At 38.5% G+C, this 24,958-nt stretch carries 17 protein-coding genes; 3 read left to right on the top strand and 14 right to left on the bottom strand.

What is annotated here, in order from left to right; translation table 11 throughout:
* Nucleotides 1-8: 8 nt before the first annotated feature.
* The 14 genes from Q0779_RS22185 to Q0779_RS22120 form a co-directional block, all read right to left on the bottom strand.
* Nucleotides 9-1,103: a pentapeptide repeat-containing protein gene (locus Q0779_RS22185; RefSeq protein ID WP_298776156.1), complete on the bottom strand. Its 1,095-nt coding sequence runs from the start codon at nt 1,101-1,103 to the stop codon at nt 9-11.
* On the bottom strand, nt 1,096-4,836 hold the full coding sequence (locus Q0779_RS22180) for a DUF2169 domain-containing protein (protein ID WP_298776155.1): 3,741 nt from the start codon (nt 4,834-4,836) through the stop codon (nt 1,096-1,098). Before Q0779_RS22180 ends, Q0779_RS22185 begins: the two co-directional genes overlap by 8 nt.
* Before the next feature lie 103 nt (nt 4,837-4,939).
* On the bottom strand, nt 4,940-5,629 hold the full coding sequence (locus Q0779_RS22175) for a hypothetical protein (protein ID WP_298776151.1): 690 nt from the start codon (nt 5,627-5,629) through the stop codon (nt 4,940-4,942).
* A gap of 34 nt (nt 5,630-5,663) precedes the next feature.
* Complete coding sequence (locus tag Q0779_RS22170) at nt 5,664-7,271, bottom strand: hypothetical protein (RefSeq protein ID WP_298776148.1); 1,608 nt, start codon at nt 7,269-7,271, stop codon at nt 5,664-5,666.
* A gap of 15 nt (nt 7,272-7,286) precedes the next feature.
* Entirely contained in the window at nt 7,287-7,928 is a 642-nt protein-coding gene (locus Q0779_RS22165; protein WP_298776146.1) for a hypothetical protein, read from the bottom strand.
* Nucleotides 7,929-8,519: 591 nt separating this feature from the next.
* Nucleotides 8,520-10,046 (bottom strand): type VI secretion system Vgr family protein, encoded by a 1,527-nt coding sequence (locus Q0779_RS22160; RefSeq protein WP_298776145.1) that lies wholly within the window; start codon nt 10,044-10,046, stop codon nt 8,520-8,522.
* A gap of 39 nt (nt 10,047-10,085) precedes the next feature.
* Nucleotides 10,086-12,695, bottom strand: a complete 2,610-nt coding sequence (gene tssH, locus Q0779_RS22155) for a type VI secretion system ATPase TssH (RefSeq protein ID WP_298776159.1) — start codon at nt 12,693-12,695, stop codon at nt 10,086-10,088.
* A gap of 17 nt (nt 12,696-12,712) precedes the next feature.
* Nucleotides 12,713-13,732: a type VI secretion system baseplate subunit TssG gene (gene tssG / locus Q0779_RS22150; protein ID WP_298776142.1), complete on the bottom strand. Its 1,020-nt coding sequence runs from the start codon at nt 13,730-13,732 to the stop codon at nt 12,713-12,715.
* A 167-nt stretch (nt 13,733-13,899) separates the two neighbouring features.
* Nucleotides 13,900-14,316: a type VI secretion system baseplate subunit TssE gene (tssE, locus tag Q0779_RS22145; RefSeq protein WP_298776139.1), complete on the bottom strand. Its 417-nt coding sequence runs from the start codon at nt 14,314-14,316 to the stop codon at nt 13,900-13,902.
* Nucleotides 14,317-14,497: 181 nt separating this feature from the next.
* Nucleotides 14,498-14,977 (bottom strand): type VI secretion system tube protein TssD, encoded by a 480-nt coding sequence (gene tssD, locus Q0779_RS22140; RefSeq protein WP_298776137.1) that lies wholly within the window; start codon nt 14,975-14,977, stop codon nt 14,498-14,500.
* A 410-nt stretch (nt 14,978-15,387) separates the two neighbouring features.
* Nucleotides 15,388-16,863, bottom strand: coding sequence for a type VI secretion system contractile sheath large subunit (gene tssC, locus Q0779_RS22135; protein ID WP_298776135.1), 1,476 nt, complete (start codon nt 16,861-16,863; stop codon nt 15,388-15,390).
* A 12-nt stretch (nt 16,864-16,875) separates the two neighbouring features.
* The gene (gene tssB, locus Q0779_RS22130; protein WP_298776132.1) at nt 16,876-17,367 is read right to left on the bottom strand and encodes a type VI secretion system contractile sheath small subunit; all 492 of its coding nucleotides are present in this window, start codon (nt 17,365-17,367) and stop codon (nt 16,876-16,878) included.
* A 21-nt stretch (nt 17,368-17,388) separates the two neighbouring features.
* Entirely contained in the window at nt 17,389-19,047 is a 1,659-nt protein-coding gene (locus tag Q0779_RS22125) for a TssA family type VI secretion system protein (RefSeq protein WP_298776131.1), read from the bottom strand.
* A gap of 939 nt (nt 19,048-19,986) precedes the next feature.
* Complete coding sequence (locus Q0779_RS22120) at nt 19,987-20,841, bottom strand: endonuclease/exonuclease/phosphatase family protein (protein ID WP_298776128.1); 855 nt, start codon at nt 20,839-20,841, stop codon at nt 19,987-19,989.
* Nucleotides 20,842-21,377: 536 nt separating this feature from the next.
* On the opposite strand from Q0779_RS22120, the gene cls reads away from it, so the two are divergent.
* From cls to Q0779_RS22105, 3 genes are all read left to right on the top strand, one after another.
* Complete coding sequence (gene cls / locus Q0779_RS22115; protein ID WP_298776126.1) at nt 21,378-22,835, top strand: cardiolipin synthase; 1,458 nt, start codon at nt 21,378-21,380, stop codon at nt 22,833-22,835.
* Between the two features lie 147 nt (nt 22,836-22,982).
* Nucleotides 22,983-23,621: a hypothetical protein gene (locus tag Q0779_RS22110; RefSeq protein WP_298776124.1), complete on the top strand. Its 639-nt coding sequence runs from the start codon at nt 22,983-22,985 to the stop codon at nt 23,619-23,621.
* An 81-nt stretch (nt 23,622-23,702) separates the two neighbouring features.
* Nucleotides 23,703-24,958, top strand: a 1,256-nt coding sequence (locus Q0779_RS22105; RefSeq protein WP_298776121.1) for an Ig-like domain-containing protein, incomplete at its 3' end; no start/stop codon positions are given.

Genomic DNA, 24,958 nt, shown 5'->3' with positions numbered 1-24,958 from the left:
TTCATCATTTAAATCTCCGTTGACCAATATTCTGCTGCCGCCCAATCCATATCGGTGCCCGTGGTCCCTAACGTATTGGCATTTGACCAATCACACTGTTTATCCACTAAGCAATGCCGTTTTGCTGTCATCACATTCGCTCGGCTGAAGTTGGCATAAGACACATCACCGTAAGATAAATCAATGTACTCTGCTGAAACATTAATGAAATTCGTATGAAGCGCAATCACCCTCACACAATTTGACTGAGATATCACCGCATTACTCATATTTGCATAAGACACATCTGCATTCTCAAAACAACTGCCCAGCAAATAGGCATCACTCAAATCACTTTTTCGTAAATCCGCCCCCATAAATACCGCATGCGCCCCTTTAATCCCCACCAATCTTGCGCCTTGCATTTGACTGTTCATAAAATAGCAGCTCTCTAATCGACTATGAGATAAATCCACCAATTCAAGTTGGCAGTCATTCAATTGAACCGCATAAAAGTTCACATCAATAAAACGGCTGCTGCGTAAATCTGCCTCCATGAACGCCGACTTTTCTATTTGCGTTTTCGAAAATAAGAGGTCAATACACTGCGTCTCATCAAACACACATTTAAACAGCTTAGCTTGGGTAAAATTGACCGATTTCAATGTACTATCGGTAAGGCAACAGGCACGAAGGCTCGCTTGCTCAAAATCCGATTGGCTCAACTGCGTCTTGGTATAGAGCGTGAGATGTTGCTCGGAATGCACAAACGACACTGCATTTAACACGCTTTGTGTAAACAGTACTTGCTTTAACACCGCGTTTATCAATGATACTTGTTGTAATACACACTCATCAATAATCACCCCATCAAGCAGCACTTCACTGAAATCGCATGCAATAAACTCACATCCCTTAAACGAGCATTGTGATAACTGACTTTGGCTAAAATTCACTTGGTTAAATCGACAATCGTTAAAAACCACTTTGCTTAACACAAATCCTTGCCAATCTTCTCCTTCAAAGGACGCATTTTCATGCAGCACTTTGTCTTGCAGCGCTTGTTCAGGCCCAACCGACACCTTTTCTTGCTCCGCCGACTGACTCTGCTGATGGTTATCCATAAATAACGTCCTCATTATTTTCTAGCAAGGTCGCTTTAAAGTTACAGCCCTTGATTTGCGTATTACCAAAAGTGGTTTTAAATAAGTCACCATTATAAAAACACACCCTGTCTAAAATGCTATTAGTAAAAATCGAGCGCATAAAATTGGTTTGTATGGCATTCACTGCCTTAAAGTGCGCGCCATTAAAATTACTACGAAGACATTGGGCGCGTTTTAAATTCACTCCAAAGAGCTCTGTACGTTGCATATTGGCATTACTGAAATACACATTTTCCATATTACTTCGATGAAAACGAGCATCCGACAAAATTGCATCGGCAAAGTTAGTCTTCACTAAAAGTGCTTGATTAAAAATCACTTTTGATAACTGCGCACTGCCAAAACGGGCATTGGTTAATTGCGCACCAGTGAAATCAGCACCCCTTAAATCTGCAGACCAAAACAGCGCCTTATTCAACTTGGCCTCCTTCCACACACTCCCTTGTGCACTCGCTTCAAAACATTTTATTTTCAACGCAGTACATCGAAGAAAAGAGGTGTTTTCAAGAAAAGTATTAAGAAAACTCGCTTGTGTTAATACACTATCATTAAAGCAAGCACCAATAAAATAACTGCCGCAAGCTGTCACTTTATTTAAACTGGCAAACATAAAATTAGCTTCATTAAATTGCACTTCAGACATAACAGCGTCATCTAAACAAGCATGTAAAAAACACGCTCTATCACCATGAGATTCAGATAGTAATGCTCGGCAAAGATCAGCACCTTCTAAGTTTGCATCATCAAAAATAGCTTGAGTAGCAACCACGTCTTGCATGTTCGCTGAAGTTAATACCGCGCCAGTAAAGTTGGTTTCAGATAAAATACTTCCGGTAAAATCAACATGGGATAAATCAAGGTAAGATAAATCCAATTCAGATAAATCCTTTTTAGCCAAAGACAGACCTTGGGTATGCAAGTCAATGACTTGCTCTCTGGTTAATGTTTCAAAATCAACAGCGGCCTCAATATCGTCAACTTTAACGGGCTCAATCGCTTCTAGCTCTTTCAGCTTGTCGATGGCGACTTGTGACTCTTTTTTCACTAACGCTAGTTGTTTATTAACAATATCTTTGGCATCTTCTGTTTGAATTTTTGATTGCTCTTGCTCAAGCAGTGCAATTGATTGCTGTGATAGCTGACTCAATTGTTCACTGGCTGCAGCGGTGGGTACGGGTGTATTTTTTAATTTATCAAGTCCTTTTTGAAAAGCTTCAGTAGAAGGGCCTGTTGGTAATTTCTCTTGCAATGAACTGGCTTTTTGATCTAAAACTGCCGACAAGGCATCCTTTAGTGGTAAATCGCTATTTAAGCCTAAATCTTGGAATAAACTGGCTTGTTTTTTATCAAAAGCAACTTGAGCTTGCTCTTTTGAAAACTTAGGCGTGGCAAATAACGCTTTGCGTTTTTTCTTTTGAATGCTCGCTAGCATACCTGCTGTACTTTGTCCTTCAGCGGGCTTAATGTAATCGATTAACCAAGCGAGTATATCAATTGACTCACTATAGGCTTGCTGTATCAAAATGTCATCTTTCAATGCGACAGGCTCTAAAGTAGGAAATAGTGCTTGCCAAGAGTCCAACTCGTCAATGCCTTGCATAAACAAGAACAACTGAGGCGCGGTATCGATTACGGCTTGCACGTCCTCAGTTAACTCAGTATCGACAGAGGGCATTTCAAGTACATTAAACACACCTCGAACATCTTGCTCAATTAACCAAGCAAAACTTCTATCTTGGCAAAACATCACAGGCAAGCCGGATTGTAAGGCACTGTGCCATGGCAATGATTGACTCCCAAAAACCTGCACATTAGATTCAGATTCAAACAATGAAGGTCGAATATGCAAAGCGGTAAATAATCCATCTTGATATTCAGGCAATAACCAACCTGACGGCAAGGTTGTTAGCATATCATCGGGCATATCCTCAAATGTCAGCCCCCACTCTTGAGGAACGAACACACGCTCATGAGCCTGGTAACCTAGCATCAATTTTTGAATATTAAGTTTTCGAAAGCCAAAATTTATCAATTGCTTACGTTTTTTTAAGAAAGAATCAAATTCACTACTTTGCGCAATCCATTCAGAGGCTTTATCATGCCAAGGCGTATCGGTTTTTGGGGAATCAAACATTTGCCCATGAGTATTAATTTTGTCTTGTATTACTTGTACTTGCTTATCATATTCTGGGTTGGCTGGCACATTTGGCTTATTTAACTTCAATTGTGTTAAATCCGCCGTCATATCATGCTTGAGCTTCATTTGCATTTGCATCTGTTGTGCAAAACTCGATTTGATATCATTTATTTTCGAGCCTGATTGCTGCAATAAAGACTGCAATTCAGGGGATAAACTCGACATATTTTGAGCTAAAAACGCTAACTGTCCATGGCTGGTATCCAGTTGTCTATCTAATTGAGCTAAAAAGTCATGAGGTGAAGCTTTTGCCGCGGGGATCTTATTTTCAAATTGACCTTGTTTAAACGCCATGTATTGGGGGATATCCGACAAGTCTTTTTCTGCTAACGTAAGATCATGTTTCGCTTGCTGTGTTTTCTTTGCCAGTTGAGCCATCTCAGCAGATTCAGCTTCCTTAGCAGCATTATAGTGAGTCATGTAATGAATATAATGCTCTGTCGTTAATGGCGCTTTATCTCTATCTTCACTAACAAATAAAATATCAGATACATCTAGGGCTTCTTCATCTTGTATTTCAATATTGCCCCTAAAAATACGCAGCCCAATTTGCTGCTCAGGAAAAAACCACACTGTGTCATTACGTAATCCTATTTCTGATATTTTATATTGAATATCTTGTTTAATTGTATTATTACTTTGCTGAACATCACGTTTCAATGACTGTACATTTTGCGTCGGCAAATCACTAAGCTCTGAATATTGCCTCACAAAAACACGGGGGCGATAAAAAGGGAGTCTCCCCGTTATTTTGGACTCTTTCGGATGCAAATTCACTAAATGATACGACTCACCACCATTAAAAAAGTCTGTCAAGCGTTGATCAAGTGGCGCTTGATTGAAGAAGTGCCAATCGAAATCTTGCGGTACGCTTGGCCAACGTTCCCGAAACCAAGCTTCATCATAAGTGCCCATACAAGCCTTTCTCAAGGGGTGATCTATCGCTAAGGGTAAAAAACAAGCAGGCTGATGATCTGTATTGTCACTGCGACTATTCTGAGTATCTTTTGAATAAAATAAACAAGGTAGAGGATAGGACTCCTCAACCACACTTGAGCCTAATCTATTTTCAGGTACCTCCTCTCCCCCCCAAGTCATTTCCCAAGTTAAAGGCTGACGCTTAAATGAAATGGGCTCTGATGGTACAAAACGCCCCAAATGCTGTCTCCATTGACGGTTTCCATAAACATCAAGTTGCTTCTCTGAGCCAGCTAAATAGGCAGAGACTTTGACGACCTCTCTTGACTTTTCTCCACTGAAACACGCTCCTGATAATAGCCATTCGGGATGCATTTTTGGCATACCCGCATCAAACATGCGTCCGTCTAAACTCGTATTAATCGCCGCCCATAAATTTTGTTCATTAATACATTTATCAGGATTAAGTAAATCGAACCCTAATATCATAGATATACATAAATAAGATTTTCCTTGTAATTCATAAGGTACCAAAAGTGTTGCAATTTCATCTTTTTTCATTATTTTTATAGACATAAAACAACCTCAATCAATAACATTTATCTAGAGCACATTAGTATTCCTTTTTGAACGATGAAAACTAAACATCTAGATAATTAAAAGCTTATAAATAATAAACTTAAAGATACACACTGATGGCATCGTCTTTGATAGAAATATTATTTGAATTCACACAAGACACTTGACTTGAAAGTGAAGAGTCAATTTTTCTAATTTTGTTAGCCGCTTTTCGATTACTCGCCGACGCAAATGAAGCCTGATATGCGCCACTATTGAGATACACATTTTCCGTCTTTAGATTTAGTGCCAATGCTTTGGTTGCTAGAGAAGCACGTCTGACTTTATTTGCTGTACTTTCATTGGATACGCCAATCAGGCGTGTCTGATTTGACAAACTATCAACCTTAGAGAGATAACTTTCAATACCATTAACAACAGCCAGCTTACGCTGTGCTTTTGCATTACATGTCAGTAATTTCGCACTGAGTTTTTTAATGGCGGCCTCCTGGTAAGTAAAGGTCATTGCATACACTTTTCCATTCCAACTGAGTGAAGGCCCCATATTAAAATAAATAGAACTTGGAAAAACAATTTCAGTGAAACTGCCAATGTTGATTAAATTACATTGGCCTAAAGTCACCCAAGTCACAATTCCAGGCGTGTACTTATACCAAGTATTCACATAAAATAATGTATGACCATTGAGCGTCAACAATGTTCGATAAGTGGAGTTTTCAGTGTAATTATCCTCATCTGGATTATCGTCTGCACTGGTAGAATACTGATTTGCAGTATTAATATTAGACATAGCCACCTCTTATTATTCGTTGTAAATAAATCAATTACATTACAATAATCTTACTCTCTTCAACATCCACACCACTGGCACAACCAGTATTAAAGAAAACCTTCTCAAGCTCATTAGCGCAGTTATTAGTTTGTTGTGATATCACTTGACTCTTTTGACTGACTTGCTGAATTTTTGTCGCTAAGGCTTTCTTACGGATCAGCCCTGTTTCATATTTTATTTGAGTCGAAGTAAAGTCTGTCGTCACCGTCCCTAACCTATCACCTAAAGTAGCAACTTCCGACTGAACTTGCCGTATTTGGCTTGCTGATGTGGTTTGTACATTCACTTTAGACTCCCACTCTTCAATATGCGCTTTGAATGTCGCCGCCTCTAACTTTTCCTTTTCGGCTGCCAATTTTTGAGATTTAATCGAGATATCATTATCATCGTTACTCCAAGAAAGCCTCATAAAACTGCCACTAAAATGATAGCCCAAATGCGCATGCTTAGACCAAGCAAGCCCCTTAATCATGAGCTTACTGCCTCCAACCAACGTAGTGTCAGAACCTAACGTAATAGAACATTTTCCCCCATTAGTGATAGAATAAAGCTGCTTTGTCACCACCTTCATACCAAGAAACTTGGTAGGCTTATTATAATTAGACCACCCCGTACTACCGTTAAAGCCATAAGGTGTGTCGTATAGCTCTCTACCTTCTTCCTCATCACTTGAACCATCATCGACTACATCACTTGAGCCGTCATCGACTACATCATTTGAGCCGTCATCCGTCTCATCACTTGAGTCATCGTTTGTCTCATCACTTGTCTCATCACTTGTCTCATCACTTGAGCCGTCCTCCGTCTCGTCACTTGTCTCATCACTTGAGTCGTCATCCGTCTCGTCATTTAAGTCATCACTTGTCTCGTCACTTGTCTCGTCACTTGTCTCATCACTTGAGCCGTCATCCGTCTCGTCACTTGAGTCATCATCCGTCTCGTCACTTGAGCCGTCCTCCGTCTCGTCACTTGAGCCGTCCTCCGTCTCGTCACTTGTCTCATCATTTGAGTCATCATCCGTCTCGTCATTTGAGTCATCATCTGTCTCGTCACTTGAGCCGTCCTCCGTCTCGTCACTTGTCTCATCACTTGAGTCGTCATCCGTCTCGTCATTTAAGTCATCACTTGTCTCGTCACTTGTCTCATCACTTGAGCCGTCATCCGTCTCGTCACTTGAGTCATCATCCGTCTCGTCATTTAAGTCATCATCCGTCTCGTCGTTTGAGTCATCATCCGTCTCGTCATTTGAGTCATCATCCGTCTCATCATTTGAGTCATCATCCGTCTCGTCATTTGAGTCATCATCTGTCTCGTCACTTGAGCCGTCATCCGTCTCGTCACTTGAGCCGTCATCCGTCTCGTCATTTGAGTCATAACTTGAATCATCTACTTCGTCATCAGCACCGTCATCTATTTCATCATTAACGCAATCATCATTGTCATTAGCGTCTTTATCGTGATGTTCCCCTCTATGTTCATCACGTCCCCTATCGCTTCCATGATCCCTTCGAGCGTCTTGAGCATTATGCTCATGCTCATTACCACTAACATTACTCTGCTGATTGATATTGCTATTTCTTAAGTGGCTCTTATTATCCATGGCTGCTCCAAAACATTAGTTTAAAAATTTTATTGGAGCAATATTTGTCTGACTGACTCTGCTCGTTAACACATTATTATAAGTACTAATATCGTTCACAAAACTCGATAATTCAGCATTACTTTGTTCTATCGTATTAATTTCATCTGTGACATCATTGACTAATTGTTTTATATCACTCGTTCTATCTGATACCTTTAAAGAATAAATTCTGGCATCTTTTGATATTAATCTAGACTGATTACCCACATCCTTTAATTGCTGTAAAACCGTACTCGCTTCGAATGCAGCCTGATTATATTCATTTAACTTTAATGAAAAATCGCTTAATACTTTATCTAACTTGACTGCATAAGCTTTATCTTCACTGGCAACTATTTTTTTATCCGATACTTTGTAATCAAACTTACTCATTGAAATATCTTGTTTCGCCAATTTAAGTGTCGTTTTAAATGTTAATGCTGCAAGAGAGCATTTTAATCCAACGGTGGCATTCCATTCACTTCCCATAAAAAGAAAAAAATTCTCGCCAAATGACTGAAGATGTTTAACCCCTACCGTCATTCCATAATAGTTTTGAGCAGTGATTTTTGCGCCAGAAAAACCCCAACTTGTGCGCTCATCGATACCGCCATTAGACTCTAGTGGTGATGTCATTTATATTCCCCCAAAAATTCATAATGCGACAGCAAAAATCAATGATGAACAAACCTCTAGTTAATCTTTATTCTGAAAAAATAGAACATGCTGCCAAATTTGTAACAATAAAGATTGTTTAAATAAAAAAGATAATAAAAAATACCGTTCAAGTTGTCATTAAACTGCTTAAGTGATTATAAAACTTACCACATGTTAGACTTAAGTCGTAGCTGTAAAGCTAAAGATAATGTTAAATCCTATACCAACAAAATATAAACATTGAAGATTAATTATATAAATAATAAAACACTACTTGACAAAATAAGAACAATAACAAAAAAACAAACCTTAAATTACAAATAAAAAACAAAGCCGAAATAAACATCATGTATAGAAACATATTAAGCGAATAATATATTTCTATATTGATGTTAAAGAGAATATTTAAACAACAAGATAAGAAAAATTGAAAATACGTTTCATACTATTTAGTAAAAGTAAACTATCGTTTGTTAAATATGATCAATACCTAAACCTTACCAATAAAAAAGACCTTAACACAACAAGTGTTAAGGTCTTTTATTTTAATTTGTTATTTTTAATGCAGGATTAATCTAAATTGAAATTACCAAATTGAATACTACAACCTTCACTTTCAATTGAGACATACCTTCCACCAGAAGAGTCATTCATTACCATCTTATTACCACTAGCAGATTGAATAACATTCTCATTAGAGTTTGAATCCGTCACTAAACTGGGATTTTCTGGATTCGGTGCCGTTGATAAAATCAAAGGACGATCGGGATCTCCTTCCTCAAAACTTAAAATGACCTCTGTCCCCTTTAATAAGGGAAAATGCATGCCATGACCACTACCACCATAAGGCTGTGCCATTCTCACCCAGTAGGATGCTTGCCCACCTTCAGTATCTGATAAATCAAAAGGAAATTTCACTTTATATCGTCCTTCATCATCAAGCATAGCACTGGAGCTTGCCGAATCTATGACAGCATGTATGGTGCCATGCACCTTAGGTCTTTCTGTTTTCAATGCATCTCGGTACGGAAGACTCGCTGGTATACAAGTAAAAGAATTATTGTAATAATTTTCACTAGATTGGCTATTCGCATATTCATCCATTTGACTCCCTTCATGCAAAATAGAGGTAATCAAATATTGTTGATTGGCACTCTTAACCATGTAACCCTTTAAGTTAAATAAATAACCTGGTTGTAGCCAAGAAACGTAACTCTCACCATGACTCGTATTAGCCACACAATTAAGCTGCTCCGCTTTAATGCTTGCTAATTTATCTGCATGCGTTTGGCAAAGAAAACGATCGCCATGACAATACACTCGTCCAATACCATTTTCAGAAACTTGTGCTTTACCTTCTGGAGGCAGATCGGGTCGGCTGTACAAGTAGCCCTTTAACAAAACATCTTTTGGCTGCCTAGCAATATTAACATTAAACTTTGTGATCAACTCAGGTGCAAGTGATACTTGCAAACCCGCACCAATACCATATCCAACTGGGTTGGTATTGGCTTTTTCTTGGTGGATCATTTTTGTATCAGAAATATGTAAAATTTCTTTATCAGGCAATTGCTCAAAATAATAAAAAATGCCTTCTTGTTCCATTAAACGAGAAATAAAATCAAACGAAGATTCATTATATTTGCAAATAAAATCTTGCTTATCATATTCTTGAGACATATTAATTTGATAAGAAAAAACAATGCCATTACTTTCCCTATCATCTAATACAGCCGATATCACATCGGGAACATTTTGTTCAAGAAATAATTGACTCCCAACCCCCAAGGTTAATGCCCACAAATTAGGCACAAGTTGTACTTTAATACATAAACGATCATAACTTTCATTTTGAATAGACACTTTTGACAAGATACCATGAAAATACTGCGGTTCTTGCTCTCCTGCGGTCACAGTAAAGCTCGCTTCGGCATTGAGTAGTGACTCAAGATCAAGATCAAAATTATCAACAGTTAACACAATATCAAAATGGTAAAGCGATGACATTGCTTCTTCACCCGTAAACGAGAGAACATTAAATTGTGTGTCATCCCAACCTACGGCACTAAACTTCAAACTTTTTGCTATTGCACTCATATTATTCCCCTAGTGACTACCAACAGAACACCAATGCCATTATTCACCAAATTTAAATGTAAACTCACCTTTTTGAATATTAAGCACCACGGTTTCTGGCATCTCTCCTTGGCCCATTTGCGCTAAAACTTGACGAGAAAGCTCAGGTAAGATACTGCCATTTAAAATAAAATCAATATTACGCGCACCCGTCTCAACATCAGTACATCGTTCAGCGATTTGATCCACAACCGCTTTTGTATAACTGAATGTGGTGCCATTATTTTGTTTCAACATCTCAGCCAAACGTGTGAGTTTTAACTTAACCACTTCTTTAAGCTGATCCCCCTGCAATGTTTTATAAGGCAATAAATTCATACGAGCCAACAGAGCAGGTTTAAAGTATTCATTCAGCATAGGCCGTATCGTATCTGACAATATTTGGCTTGTTATCCCTTCTTGTTGACTGAGTTCAACGATAACATCGGTCGCTAAATTACTGGTGAGCAAGACAACCGTATTTCTGAAATTAATTTCTTTACCTTCACCATCACTTAACGTGCCTTTATCAAACACTTGGTAAAAAATATTCAAAATTTCAGGGTGCGCTTTTTCAACCTCATCGAGCAGAACCACACTGTATGGCTGCTGCCTAACCGCTTCCGTTAGCATCCCGCCTTCACCGTAGCCCACATATCCAGGAGGAGAACCAATCAAGCGACTCACGCTATGTTTTTCTTGAAATTCACTCATATTAATCGTTATGAGATTCTTAGTCGAACCAAATAACAACTCAGCAAGCGTCAGAGCAGTTTCTGTTTTGCCGACCCCTGAAGGGCCAACTAAGAGGAACACGCCCATAGGTTGATCTGGTTTGGATAGCCCAGATTTTGCCATGCGTAAACCATCAGATAGTGCCATCAATGCATCATCTTGGCCTTTAATCTGCGCTTGCATTGACTTATCTAAATTTAAAAATACGCTTGCCTGATCACGCGCCATTTTTCCTAATGGGATCCCTGTCCAATCAGATACCACTTGTGCAATCAAATCGGGAGAAACTTCATAATACATTAACGGTTCATCGGCTTGGATAGAAACTAGCGCCTCTTTTACTTCAGTCAACTTAGCCTTACTTTCTTCAACCTTATCGGGTTCAGCTTCCGCTAACTCACGTCTTGCCGTTAATACCGCTTCAATCGCTAATTTTTCAGTTTGCCAACGCTGGGTTAACGTATCAAGCTCAACTCTATGTTGCGCTATTTCACTCTCAAGTGACTCAATACTTTCTCGTTCGATCAATTCGCCATTATCTAAATCTTTCTGTATGCCTTTTAAATTACGCTCCAAGGCTTGAATATGACGTGTCGTATCTTCCACTTTTGCGGGCATGGCTTTTAAATTAACTTTGACACGAGCACAAGCCGTGTCCATTAAATCAATGGCTTTATCAGGTAGAAAACGCCCTGTAATATAACGATCGCTAAAACTTGCAGCCGCCGCTAATGCATCATCACGAATAGCCACACCATGTGATTTCTCATAATACTCCCTCAAGCCACGCACAATCAGTGTGGCGACATCAACACTGGGCTCTTCTAACTTCACCAATTGAAAACGTCTGGCAAGGGCTGGATCTTTTTCAAAGTATTTTTTGTATTCGCCCCAAGTGGTTGCCGCACAGGTTTTTAACTCCCCTCTTGCTAATGCCGGTTTTAATAAATTAGCAGCATCGGATGTCCCCGCACTCCCCCCCGCACCAATAAGCGTATGCGCTTCGTCAATAAAGAGAATAATAGGTTTAACACTGGCTTTAATTTCGTCAATCACGCCCTTTAAACGATTTTCAAACTCCCCTTTCATGCCTGCTCCAGCCTCAAGCAAAGACATATCCAGTCCTAATAACCGCACATCGGCTAATACATCAGGCACATCACCTTCGATAATACGTAATGCTAGCCCTTCAATCACAGCCGTTTTACCGACACCGGGCTCACCGACCAAAATGGGATTATTTTTTCGACGACGAGCAAGAATATCCACGATTTGTCTAATTTCTTCATCGCGACCAAAAACGGGATCCATACTGCCTTTTTGTGCTTTTGCCGTAAAGTCAGTACAAAAACGATCAATAAATCCAGAACCTGAACCTGCACTTTCCTCTCCTTTCTCATTCACAGAACTGACTTCCGCCACTTCAGCAGAATCTCGAACTAAAGAGAAAAATTGTTTCAATAAAACAGTAAACGGTAGGCCTCTCAGGGCATCAAACCAGCTGGCCTGCCCATAACTCATGGGCTTTGAAAGTAACACAAGTAATAAGGTTCCAGAACGTATTTGACTTAAATTTAAATCGACACTAGAAATCAGCCACGCATCGGTGAGTAAATCAATTAAGCGGGAAGAAAAAGCTGGTTTGGCGCTATTACCCGTTGCATTATCTTCTAAACTACGATTAAGGGCTTGTATTAATTCACCAACATCCACATTTTGTGACTCTAATAAAGGGCAGAGATCCCCTTCTTTTGCTTCAAGACATTTTAATAACCAATGCTCGATAGTGACTTCATAATGCGTACGAGACATACAATATCCTGCGGCATTATGTAAGGAATTACTGGAATAATAATTCAATTTTGACAGTAAAGTTTTTAAATCCACATTAATCATCAAGCATACTCTCCGTATTAATATTGCAATGGAAATGTCACAGTGTCAGGCACTCCACCTAACCAAGTATTCATTCCCAACAACGCACTTCTTTCATTATTTAACTTAGGTGCTTCAATGGCATTTTGTGTCGGGCATAAACAGACACTGATATCAATTAAGTCATCAACATAATGACGCAAAACCACTCGAATGCGTTTAAACAATTCTCCATTCGGCTGTAATGCTTTAAATTTCTGCGCATCATCCACCTGAATGACAATATGACAAGCTTGACTCATGTCTTTGCATTGAGTGCCTAAATAGGTATCTTCTCCCAAATAAAGCTCACTCACTCCTAAGACAGCTTGTTGATCATTTGGTATATCAACCCAAGTTTCAACGAATTCTTTCACCCAAACTTTATTGCTACTTTCATATCCAATAGGCTCAAAGGTGTGTTCAGACACAATATCATCAATAATGGCTTGCAACCCTTCAGAGGAACGAGGTAATTGTGTTAACAAACCACTATAACGTAATAGTAAGCCTGCATCTTCGCTATTATCCCTCATAACTTGAGAGCCTAAGCCCACAAATGAAAATAACCTGTCTAACGTATCAACATCTTGCTCTTCAAGTAATTTGGGCAAAAAGCGATATTTAGAAGAGGCTTGAAAGTATTGTTCGAAGAACATCTGATTAAAAATATCCAGAAAATCCCGACCGACGCTACGATCTTGCGATTGTTCTTCGAATAATTCTTCCGTGTAGAATGTTGGAATAGGCGAGCCAGCGCCATATAAACCAAACAGATTAGTGGTTAACTGACAATAATCACCTTGTTGGTCTAACTGAATAATCTCTGTTGCTGAAAAACCCAATGATAAGTTAGGTCTGATCCTAACCCTCTGTCGGCAATAATCTTTAACATTATGTTGAGATTGGCTACGTAATAAGCGAATAGCTTGTACGAAACTGTATTGCTCGGGAGATTGCATAAGATCTTGAATAAGATCAAACTTAAGAGAATGAGATATCGACTGTTTACTTGTCATGAGTGCGACTCCTAGGCCTTTCTTCATTACAGTATATTAAACTTTTCACACAATATCATACTGTTATTATTTTATGCCGAAATAACGTTATATACCTTACATTTGCCCTGACAAGTTGATTTTTACCTAAATAAACAATAAAGTTGATGATATAAACACATAAAAAATCAAACACGATTAACAATAATATTACCATCAGAACCTAATATGGTCTCAAACACCAGTCCAATGATTTCACTATTATATTTAATACTGGCATTAATCTTAAACATCAATGATAAACTTTCTCTTTCATTGGCTACAGCAGCCACTTTTACACTGTGCATTCTAGGTTCATACTTCAAAATTTGTGCCTCAATGGTTTCTTCTAGGTCCTGAAGCCCTTCTACACCATCTCTATAACGAATAGCCGTTAAATCCGGCATACCAAAATCTTGCACGGTTTGTGATGTTCCCTGCTGAGAATTAAGTAACAAAGATAAATAACGGGTAATGGATTGGTTTAGCTCAACCAACTCACTTTCAGACTCATAGAGTGGGTCGCCAGAATTAATCACTCTTTCTAACAAACGTTGTGAATACATACCTGCTTTTCCCTTGATAATGAATAAGACAAAATATAGCCTAATGAAATAAAAAAGTTAGGCTATAAAATATATAACAGCCTAACTTTTATGACTTCTAACGGACATAGGTGTATATAACTTCTATTAGAAACCGAAAACAATTAATTAACTGTCAACCCAAGCGGTATTCCAGCACCTTTTATGCTGTCCAGGAATCTTCACCTGTAATAGCACCACTAATGTGCTCGTGCTTAATCGCTCCATACCTGATTGAAACCTCTTCCATATCATGATATGGCTTAGCTTCAGCCGTAAAGGTTTCTGGAGTGTAACGTCTTAGATTTGTAATGATAGCATTGCTAAGAGTGATGGTCGCTTTCTTTGTTTCAACACCTTCATCACTAATTTCATAGATATCATGTACTATTGTTAAATTCTCTCCTGATGCAATAGCATTGAGTAATAATGGAGATGCCACATCAAGAGATTTTTTGAGCACATACTCATGATGAATTCTTTGACCTGTCGCTTTACCAGTGTGGGTATCATTAGGAATCGAAATCTGATGGTCATGACCATAAATCATTAGCTTCTCAGCTTTGTCGCCAGATTGAGTACATCCACCTTTGATATTGCCTTGTGTTTCACCATTTACTGATACATAAGATGTTAAAGCCATAATAGATTCCTCTTATATTTAATTGTATATATTAGTGTCAGAAAATATAACTTCAGATATCAATCTAATATTAAAATACTCAATTCATATCCAATGATGTTCGTATTCCTTAGTATCACACTTTTAAATACATCCAATCCTTAAGATGTCATTTCATTCTACTGGTATTTTTTTATTAATCAAACGAAATTTCAAATTTATTTTTATTAACCACATCATTTATTTAAAAGTTAAAAATTAATTTATCCAGCAGATATAAATAGATGCAATAAAAACAAATAATCAACATTTAAAATAAAATATTAATACAATATCCAAAGATTATTTCATACCAATTTCAAATTTATTATTTAGGAATGTAAAAGTATTATTTAAAATATCAAATTACATTCCTAACATAGTATTTAAATTTAATCTTTATCCAATTTCCCCACAAGAGATAAAGTAAATGACGCACCCATATATTTAAAATGAGGACGTGCACTAACAGACACTTGATACCAACCTGGATCGCCAGGCACATCACTCACCGTTATTTTTGCAGCGCGTAAGGGGCGAGTACTTCTTACACTTTCTCCAGGATTATCCATCTCTGTGACATATTGACTGATCCAATTATTCAACTCTCTATCTAAATCTTGGCGCTCTTTCCAAAGACCGATATTTTCTCTTTGCAATACTTTAATATAATGGGCCAATCTATCCATTACCATCATATAAGGGAGTTGAGTCGATAGTTTGTAATTGGTTTCCGCTTCCTTATCTTCAGGGGAATTGCCAAAGCTTTTTGGTTTCTGACAAGAATTGGCTGAGAAAAATGCCGCATTATCACTACCTTTACGCATGGTTAAACAGACAAAGCCTTCTTCCGCTAATTCATATTCACGGCGCTCTGACACTAACACTTGGGTTGGTACTTTAGTTTTAATCTCACCCATAGACTCAAATTGATACACTGGCAGATCTTCAACGGCTCCACCACCTTGAGGTCCGACAATATTGGCACACCAACGATATTGCGCAAAGCTGTCAGTAATACGGTTAGCAAATGCAAATGCCGTATTTCCCCAACAAAAATCTTTATCGCCATTCGTCACAGATTCATCATAATGAAACAGTTTACTGGGGTTTTCCTCTTGACTATAAGGCAGACGCAATAAAAAGCGAGGTAAGGTTAACGCCACATAACGAGAGTCATCACTTTCTCTGAATCCACGCCATTTAGTGTATTGCGGTCCTTCAAATATCGCTTGCAAATCTTTCAAACGAGGCAGCTCTTCCCATTCTTGTATACCAAAAAACTCAGGCCCCGCAGCAGCAATAAAAGGCGCATGAGACATCGCAGACACCGCAGATAAGTTCTTCAATAATGCCATATCCGGTGAAGAAGGACTAAAGTCATAGTTCCCGACAATCGTTCCATAGGGCTGACCACCAAATTGACCATATTCTGCAGTATAAGCCGTGCGATATAAACCCGATTGAACAATTTCAGGGCTGTCATCAAAATCATCCATTAAATCTTGCTTAGAAATGTTTACATATTCAACTTTAACATTTTCTCTAAAGTCAGTACGATCGATTAAGAATTTAAGCCCGCGCCAAGCACTCTCTAATTGTTGAAACTGCTTATCGTGCAGAATTTCGTTCACTTGAGCCGATAATTGCTGGTCAAGCTCACCTATCATAACATCTAAAAGCTCACCTGATATTTTTGCACCTTGTTTCTCAGGCTGGACTAAGCCTTTCAGTAGTTCCTGTAAGCCTGTTCGTGTAACAGAGTAGGCTTGATCGTCAGGGCTTAGACGCGTCGCTTGAACAATATCGTCTAATAGATTACCTTCTGCCGCACCTGATGTTTGTTCAACTTCTTTTTGTTCAGCCATTTGGGCTTCTCCTTACTCTGCTTCGTCTAAACCAAGTTCTTTAATTAATGCATCACGGGCCGAATCATCTTGAACTAGGCTTTGAATTTTCTTTCTAAAATCAGGAATATTACTTAAGGGGCTTTTAAGTGCTTTTAACGCTTCTCTCAATTCAAGTAATTTAGCGAGTTCTGGCACTTGTTGAATAATTTGATCCGGCTCAAAATCTTTCATCGTATTCAAGTCAAGTTTAACTGCCATTTCCTCACCTTCTTGCCCTGCAAGCTTAGCGGGAACAACTAAATCAACCGATATATTTTGTGCCTGTAACACATCATTAAAATTATCTTTATCGATATTGACAGGCTCTCTATCTTCAATAGCCCGATCATCTTGAGCTAAGGTAAAATCTCCCATAACAAGTACTTTTAACGGTAATTCGACTTCTTCTTTAGCGTCACCCGTCGCAGGTTTATAAACAATATTGACTCTCTCTTTTGGTGCGATAGAACCTTTACTACTCATAATTATTCCTCGTATAAAAAATTAAATTTGTTGAAGGGCTTGTAATGTCATCGCCATAGCCGGATCAATCATATTTACCCGTTTTAATATGGCATTGGACTGCTCTATATTTTCTACCGCTCGCATTAACTCATAAGCACAACGTAAAATAGAGAGTGCTAATTCAGGAGACCACTCATTCAATTTATAAGTATCAATGTACTCTATGGCGATATTAATATGTTCAATGGCTAATAAAGATGCACCGGCTTTATTCATAATTTCTGAAAGTAAAATTCTGATTTCACATTCTTCAGCTAACCTAGCACCATTTATCGACTTCGTTAACATAATAATCGCATCATTGTAATTCCCCTCGGCGCTGAGCATCTTAGCTTCTGAGAGCAATAAATCACATTCACTGAGGACTTTCCCTCCCGCTTCCCCTTTTAAATTTTGCAGCCAAACTAACGTATCAGGCCCGGCAAAAGGGAGTCCACCATCGAAGCAAAGATTTTTCACCTTCGGGCAGCGATGATCGAAATCCAGTACAGCCGCTTCTATTGACGTCATGGCGGTATGATTGCCTAACATACTTAATGCCGTATAAGTGTGAAAGCTTAAATCTAACCAAAATAGGTACTGGCTGACACGATTTTCACAGCAAGTAATAATTTTACTCGGCGTACCATCTTTAAGAGAGATAGCTAAAATATTTTTATCTTCATCTGCTGGAGAAGGTAACCGTGTTTGATTACCTGAAACAGCCTCTGGTGCTTGACTCAGAGTCGACCATACGGCCAGACGTCGTAAGTGGTAACTGGCGCTATCATCCATATTCTGCTGAAAGATTTTATCTGCTGAGCGCAATAATAATGACATGCCCACTTTGATATCTTCATCTGGCAGAGACATGTCATCAACGACGGGAGAAAAATGCTCTTTTTGTGTATCAATTGCCTTTTCAGGTTCAATTTTTATTGATTGAACTTCTAATGGGATCGCTTCTATAGTGTTAAGATTATTCGCCTGTTTATCATCAGCCTCATTGGCCTTTCTATCACTCAGGTTGTTCGATTCATTATCAGGAGTAATCGTTTCTGTAGCCTCAGTGTCTGTAGGCACTTCTTTCACTGACTCTTCTATTATTGCTTTAACAGGCAAACGTTCAATGCTGCTCGTTAAACCTCTCATGAGCGGGGCTTCATCACAAGCATCAATTAATAAGGACTCAAATTCAGAAATAAGCTCAACAGCTTTATTGATTAAAACCGGATCGAGCTCAGGGCCTTCATAGTGCTCAGCCCAGCGATAGCAACTATCAATCCACCACTGAATAGAGTTCATTCTCCCTTTAAGACGTCTCACTGCTGGCCAGGCAGAATCCCAGAAATGTTCGACTAACCCTTTAAACAGCGACGCAGAATCAATAATCCCTTGAATACTTGCTAGCTGTACTCTTGCCACTCCCCAGTAAGCAGCGACTTGAAAGTGCTTAGACTGCTTGGATAAGATGTTATAGCCTAGGCTGTCTACTGTCTTCCAATTGATTTCTTCTCGATCAACTGAATAAGAATTATGTTTTTCTATTTCTCGTTTTAAATTCTCAAAATCACCATCGTTGCTAATATTATTTCCAGCAGGTTTATCCTCTGAAATTGGTGTAACCCCTAATAGAGACAAATTATCTATATAAATCAATCCATTTACCTCTCTCTCAATTAATAGATTTAAACATCACAACTAAAAATCTATTTTTGAGTTTTTATACCAAACTTGAGTTTTTATACCATAACTATTGAAACAGTTTAAGCTAAAGCGGTAAAACACTATAAATATTAGACATTACTCAAAATAAATATCATTTCCCTTAAACTTAACTTAACAAAAATTGTCAGTTCGCTCCAAATAACGCAGTCACCATTTAAACTAATAAAATCTTCAGAGTTAATTACTTACCCTCTATATTGAAAGTAATACAGTCAGCCTATATAGACAAGCAATAAAAACTAATATCTCATTATGTTAATTTTAACTAATTCCATCATAAGTAAAAAAAACACTTTATTTTCATAATAATACAAAATTAAAAAGTAAAAATATGCCAGCCGTTAATTATACTTAATTTTATTCACTATCATGAACACTCAAAATAAATTACCAAAAAAACACAAAAAAGATCAACAAAAAAACAAGAAAACACCAATGGAAACATCAAAAAAACCAAACAGAAACAAATAAAAAACAAATATCATGATTTAAGCCCAAAAAAAATACATTTAATTGTAAATTCATATTTCAACCTAAGTGTCAACTAACATATAGTCCAACCATTTAAAAATTTTATCTATACATATCAGTTAACTATATATAACGGCACGACTTAGTGTTATTACTCTAAGTATTTAACATTGCCAAAATGAATGATTTATTCACTTTTATTATTGTTTCACACTTATATGACAGCATGATTAACACACTCGTTTATTAAATCAAAAATATAACAACTCTGTTTTAAAAACCGTATAATCGGTTGTGACATGCACCTTTCTCAATCAAGTAAATCGCAAGCCTACTCGTTGCTTAACCGATTTTGTTCACCTTCCGATAAAAGGTCACCATACTTTGTAGCAATATGACTTATTGAGTTGAATTTAAATGAAACATGGCAATGATAGGAGAATGATCTGAAGCTTGAGTATTGAATGCATCAGCCCTTACCAATGATAAACCTCGAAAATAAAGGTGATCCAGTGGAAAATTAAATACAGCCACTCTTTCATCAGTATTATACATCGCTTCTTTAAGTCCCCAACGTTGGGCAAACTCCTTCACAATCAACTGCCTCTCTAAACGCCAAGTATTAAAATCGCCAGCCAATATTGCAGGTCCCTCATGATTGTTAAATGCATCAGAGATCGCGTTAAATTGCTCTTTATAATGAATTAACCGCCAATCAAAATTAATGCCGTGAAGATTTACCACTAACAAGGTTTGATTGTTTGATAGCAGGTATTCAGAAATAAGGGTGGATTTAGGAAAGCGGATCCAAGGTTCTGCAGAGAGTAAAGCACAGGTGTTTAAACTCATTGCGTCACTTATCGTCATCACCCCAACTGAGGAACGGCCCATTCGAAACGCTTCAGCCATAAAATAAAAAGACGAAGAGGTTGAAAGATACCGTAATAAAGCATTAGATAATTTAGCCTCTTGCAATAAAACCAAGTTATTCTCATCCACTAACTGTTTTAATTGAGTAAGCCAATTGGTTTTTTGTTGCTTATAAATATTCCAAATCGCTATTTTCAATTGCCCTTTATTATCAAGGCTCACTCTTTTAGCCTGATGAACACAAGGTTGTTCAACTGTGCCCTGCTCTTCATTGCTTAACACCTTAGGCATATCATTTAGCGAAAACATATCACTCATAAAAATGTATCTTCCCAAGAAAAAGCCAACAATGACAATGATGATGGCTTTTTTGGCATGAGTCATATGGCAATCGCCCTTTATTAAGGAACACGTCAAAAGTATATACTCAAGCAACAAAAAAATGCATGTTTTATACCCAAACCACTTGAAAGTGCATGTTTTCAGAGCCCGTAAAAAGGCTTAATTCAAGGCGCATTATTGAAAGAATGCTTATTGCCTTTTGAGGTGATGCAACGTAGAAGTTAGTCTTTTTACAGGCTCCCAACAGGCTGGCCTCTTTATATGTAAAAGCAAACACTTTTATTCTGCGTTATTGAATATCAACTTAGAATAACTAAGCCCTCAACTCAATGCCTTGCCTAAACGCGTTTTAATTCCAGCTGAATCCTGCATCTTCAAGTGGTTTGGGTATAAGATATCATTCACAACAGATTTACGAGAGTGATCCCCTAATAGGCTCAAATATCATCTCGGCCTGAAAATCCGAAGTAAGGAAAAATAGCAAATAAAATCATTGCAGCATTTTTATCGCTATCTTTTTACAAGAAAAGAATCCACACTTCTGTGTACGACTTTCAATTTTACAGTTAGTGTGAACAATGGAAAGGTTTCATTATATTATAACGATCATTTCAGTATTCGCTTACTGGATATTAATTGCAGGTGTCACCGCCAGAATTATCTTTCAACGCCGCGCCATTGGTGTCTCGTTTGCATGGTTAATGGTCATCTATATTCTTCCCTTTGCTGGGATCATTGCTTATTTGCTTTTTGGTGAGCACAACTTAGGAAGCAAACGAGCAGCAAGAACACAGGAAATGTTCCAACCCTATTTAGACTGGTTGGATCACTTGTTTCATTTAGAGCAATATAAACCACAATATATGAGTCGCTATAGCCGAAGTATTAACGCCCTTTGCATTAATAGGCTCGGTATCCCCTCATTATACAGTAATACCTTAAACTTACTTTACGATCCCCAAGTCATCCTCAACACTATGATTCAAGACATCAAACAAGCCAAACACAGTATTCATTTTGAATTCTATATTTGGCACTCAGGCGGACTGGCTAACGATGTCGCTAACGCATTAATCGATGCTGCGAATAAAGGCATTGCCGTTAAAATATTACTCGACTCAGCAGGGAGTCAAAAGTTCTTCAAAACCCCTTGGCCTCAGCTGATGAAAAATGCAGGGATCCAATTGGTTAAAGTATTAGCCGTTACCCCTTTTCGCGCTTTTATTCGGCGTATAGACCTTAGAATGCACAGAAAAATCATTGTTATTGATAATAAAATTGGCTACACAGGATCCATGAATTTAGTGGACCCCGACCATTATAACCTTAATGCAGGCGTCGGAAAATGGATTGATGTCATGGTTAGAATAACAGGCACTAGCGTGCCGGTTTTAAATTGTATTCATGCTTGGGATTGGGAAGTAGAAACCAAGCTAAGAAAGTTACCCAATTTACCCATGAGTATGCCGACCCAGCCATATCAATCACCAAATTGCATACAGGTTATCCCATCAGGCCCAGGTATTCGAGACGAAATCATCCATCAAGTGCTTTTACAGAGTATTTATCAAGCACAAAGTAGTATTACTATCACCACCCCTTATTTCATTCCCAGTGAGCAACTCATCTTTGCTCTGATAAGCGCAGCACAAAGAGGCGTTAATGTGTGTATCATCATTCCTGCACGCACAAACTCTATGATGGTTGAATGGGCCAGTCGTTCTTTTTTTACTGAATTACTTCAAGTCGGTGTCAAACTTTACCGCTTTCAACAAGGCTTATTACATACTAAATCCGTTGTCATTGATGAAACATTAAGTTTGATCGGCACTGTCAATCTCGATATGCGCAGTTTATGGCTCAATTTTGAAGTCACTTTGGCCGTTGAAGAGCCCCATTTTACGCAAGAATTAGTCAGACTACAGCAAGACTATATCGATGATTCAATACAAATCGATGTAAAGTCATGGGAAAACAGAGCGCTATGGAAACGAGTTATCGAACAATTTTTTTATCAATTCAGCCCACTATTGTAAGACATCATATTAGAAAAACCTTGCTTTAAAGAAAAACCAATATTTATTTCAAACATCAACATCTTGTTTAATCCACTACTTCAATAAAAAATTAGCATTCATTATTTCTCTTTCTATACTTCATATAAATTAATAGAAAGGTGATGAATGATGAAAGCAACTTGGATGCTCCCTATACTGTTTGTTTCTAGTCAAGCTACGGCTCAAACGGATCAACACATGCCCCAAGATCCCCCAAGCCTCTTTTCCGTTGATAAGCTCACCCTCGCTGCTGGATACAGTAAAGCTTACAACAGCAAAAACCAACGCTATGGAACAGTAGACGGTTCATATCGTTACGATAACAGTGGTGCCGCTTACAACCTCAATATCTTATCAGCAAAGAAGTTAGCTGATCTCTATCAGCCTTATCTCGATTATGCCTTACTTGAACACAGTGACAGAAACATTCACCTGTTTACTACAGGCATAAGACACGACTTTACCTTTGAGCAAAAAGAATTATCGCTGCACCTTTCTGGTGGTATTGGTATGGCTTATGCCGATTGGAAAGAAAGCCCGATTGCTGGATTTGACATCGAGTCTAAAAGTGCTACCAGCTTAAGTGGCTCTTTTGCAGCAGGCATGTCTTATCAATTTACCGAGCTTTTAGGCCTCGATTTCAGCGTACGATATGATGTGTATGATTTGAACCTTAACGTCACCGATTATGCAGCCAAAGATACTATCAAAGATTTCGGTTCATTAAGTGTCATGCTAGGCATCGTCATGCAATTTGAACAATAACTCCCTAACCATAACCAATATTCTCTCATTCCAACATCAGCGGTATCCAATGCTGGGATAATATAAATAAAGGATAAGCTGATGACTTCTTTTGCAAAATGTCTCATTTTCTTTTTATCCATCTTCATGCTCAGTGCTTGTGATAGCTCCGATGCAGACAGAGATGATATTACCAGTCTAGCCCTCACCCCCAGTACCGCATACATCAACCTCAATGGTACTCAAGCCTATACTCTGGTTGCCACCTACAGTGACAGTAGTACAAGTACCGTCACTGATTTTGCCACTTGGAGCAGCAGCGATACCAGTATTGCCACAGTAGAGTCAGGCATAGCCACAGGTGTGAGCTCAGGAAACGTCACGATTACTGCCAGCTTAAATGGAGCCAGTACCACTGCGACACTCTATGTCTCTGATCCCGCCCCAACATCATTAGTCATCACGCCCGTTAATCAAGCGACTCAGCAAGGTACACAACTGCAATACACCGCTACCTTATATTATGATGACAACACTAGTTTAGATGTCACCGATGCGACTGAAACCGTATGGAGCAGCAGTGATACGAGTTGTACTACCATACAAAGCTCTGGGGATACCACACCAGGATTAGCTCAAGCGTTAACAGTCACCTCCACTTGTAATACCACCATTAGCGCAATCTATAACAATGCCTCAGCATTAACAGATAGCACATCTCTTTATATCACTGCCGTCATCGCTGAGTCTATCAACATCACTCCAGTAGATGACTCCATCGCAAATGGGGAAGAGCTTCAATATACTGCCACAGTAACATACAGTGACAATTCAACTTATGATGCCACAACAGACACCAATACCACGTGGTCAAGCAGCGATACCAGTGTCGCCACCATAGGGGAAGGCACTGGCTACGCAACATCTGTTGCTCAGGGCGACACAACAATAAGTGTCTCTTATTCTGGTCTAATTAATTCAACTTCCCTTACAGTAACAGATGCAACCATTACCTCTCTGTATATCACACCGAGTAAAGCATATTCTCCCGTGGGTTTATCCGTTCAATACACGGCAACTGCAACCTACACCGATGATACAACAGCAGATGTAACTTCAAATACCAATTTAACATGGGAAAGCAACAATACTCATGTTGCAAAAATGAATGAAAACATAAAAGGTTTAGCGGATACGATCGCGATTGGTCAAGCAACAATCACAGCCGCACTTTCAGATCAAACCGCAGACGCCACACTCATTGTAACTAGCGCCATCCCTGAATCATTAGTGGTCACGCCTCAATATTGGGAAACGCCACAAGGCGTCGCTGTACAATACACCGCCACCATGTATGA

Source organism: uncultured Shewanella sp. (assembly GCF_947491715.1).
GTDB lineage: Bacteria > Pseudomonadota > Gammaproteobacteria > Enterobacterales > Shewanellaceae > Shewanella.
This window is presented reverse-complemented; position numbering and strand designations above follow the sequence as displayed.

Bases quoted from the DNA above. Each gene is read 5' to 3' on its own strand.
- Q0779_RS22185 (WP_298776156.1), bottom strand. From the start codon at position 1,103: ATGGATAACCATCAGCAGAGTCAGTCGGCGGAGCAAGAAAAGGTGTCG.
- Q0779_RS22180 (WP_298776155.1), bottom strand. From the start codon at position 4,836: ATGTCTATAAAAATAATGAAAAAAGATGAAATTGCAACACTTTTGGTA.
- Q0779_RS22175 (WP_298776151.1), bottom strand. From the start codon at position 5,629: ATGTCTAATATTAATACTGCAAATCAGTATTCTACCAGTGCAGACGAT.
- Q0779_RS22170 (WP_298776148.1), bottom strand. From the start codon at position 7,271: ATGGATAATAAGAGCCACTTAAGAAATAGCAATATCAATCAGCAGAGT.
- Q0779_RS22165 (WP_298776146.1), bottom strand. From the start codon at position 7,928: ATGACATCACCACTAGAGTCTAATGGCGGTATCGATGAGCGCACAAGT.
- Q0779_RS22160 (WP_298776145.1), bottom strand. From the start codon at position 10,046: ATGAGTGCAATAGCAAAAAGTTTGAAGTTTAGTGCCGTAGGTTGGGAT.
- tssH (WP_298776159.1), bottom strand. From the start codon at position 12,695: ATGATTAATGTGGATTTAAAAACTTTACTGTCAAAATTGAATTATTAT.
- tssG (WP_298776142.1), bottom strand. From the start codon at position 13,732: ATGACAAGTAAACAGTCGATATCTCATTCTCTTAAGTTTGATCTTATT.
- tssE (WP_298776139.1), bottom strand. From the start codon at position 14,316: ATGTATTCACAACGTTTGTTAGAAAGAGTGATTAATTCTGGCGACCCA.
- tssD (WP_298776137.1), bottom strand. From the start codon at position 14,977: ATGGCTTTAACATCTTATGTATCAGTAAATGGTGAAACACAAGGCAAT.
- tssC (WP_298776135.1), bottom strand. From the start codon at position 16,863: ATGGCTGAACAAAAAGAAGTTGAACAAACATCAGGTGCGGCAGAAGGT.
- tssB (WP_298776132.1), bottom strand. From the start codon at position 17,367: ATGAGTAGTAAAGGTTCTATCGCACCAAAAGAGAGAGTCAATATTGTT.
- Q0779_RS22120 (WP_298776128.1), bottom strand. From the start codon at position 20,841: ATGACTCATGCCAAAAAAGCCATCATCATTGTCATTGTTGGCTTTTTC.
- cls (WP_298776126.1), top strand. From the start codon at position 21,378: ATGGAAAGGTTTCATTATATTATAACGATCATTTCAGTATTCGCTTAC.
- Q0779_RS22110 (WP_298776124.1), top strand. From the start codon at position 22,983: ATGATGAAAGCAACTTGGATGCTCCCTATACTGTTTGTTTCTAGTCAA.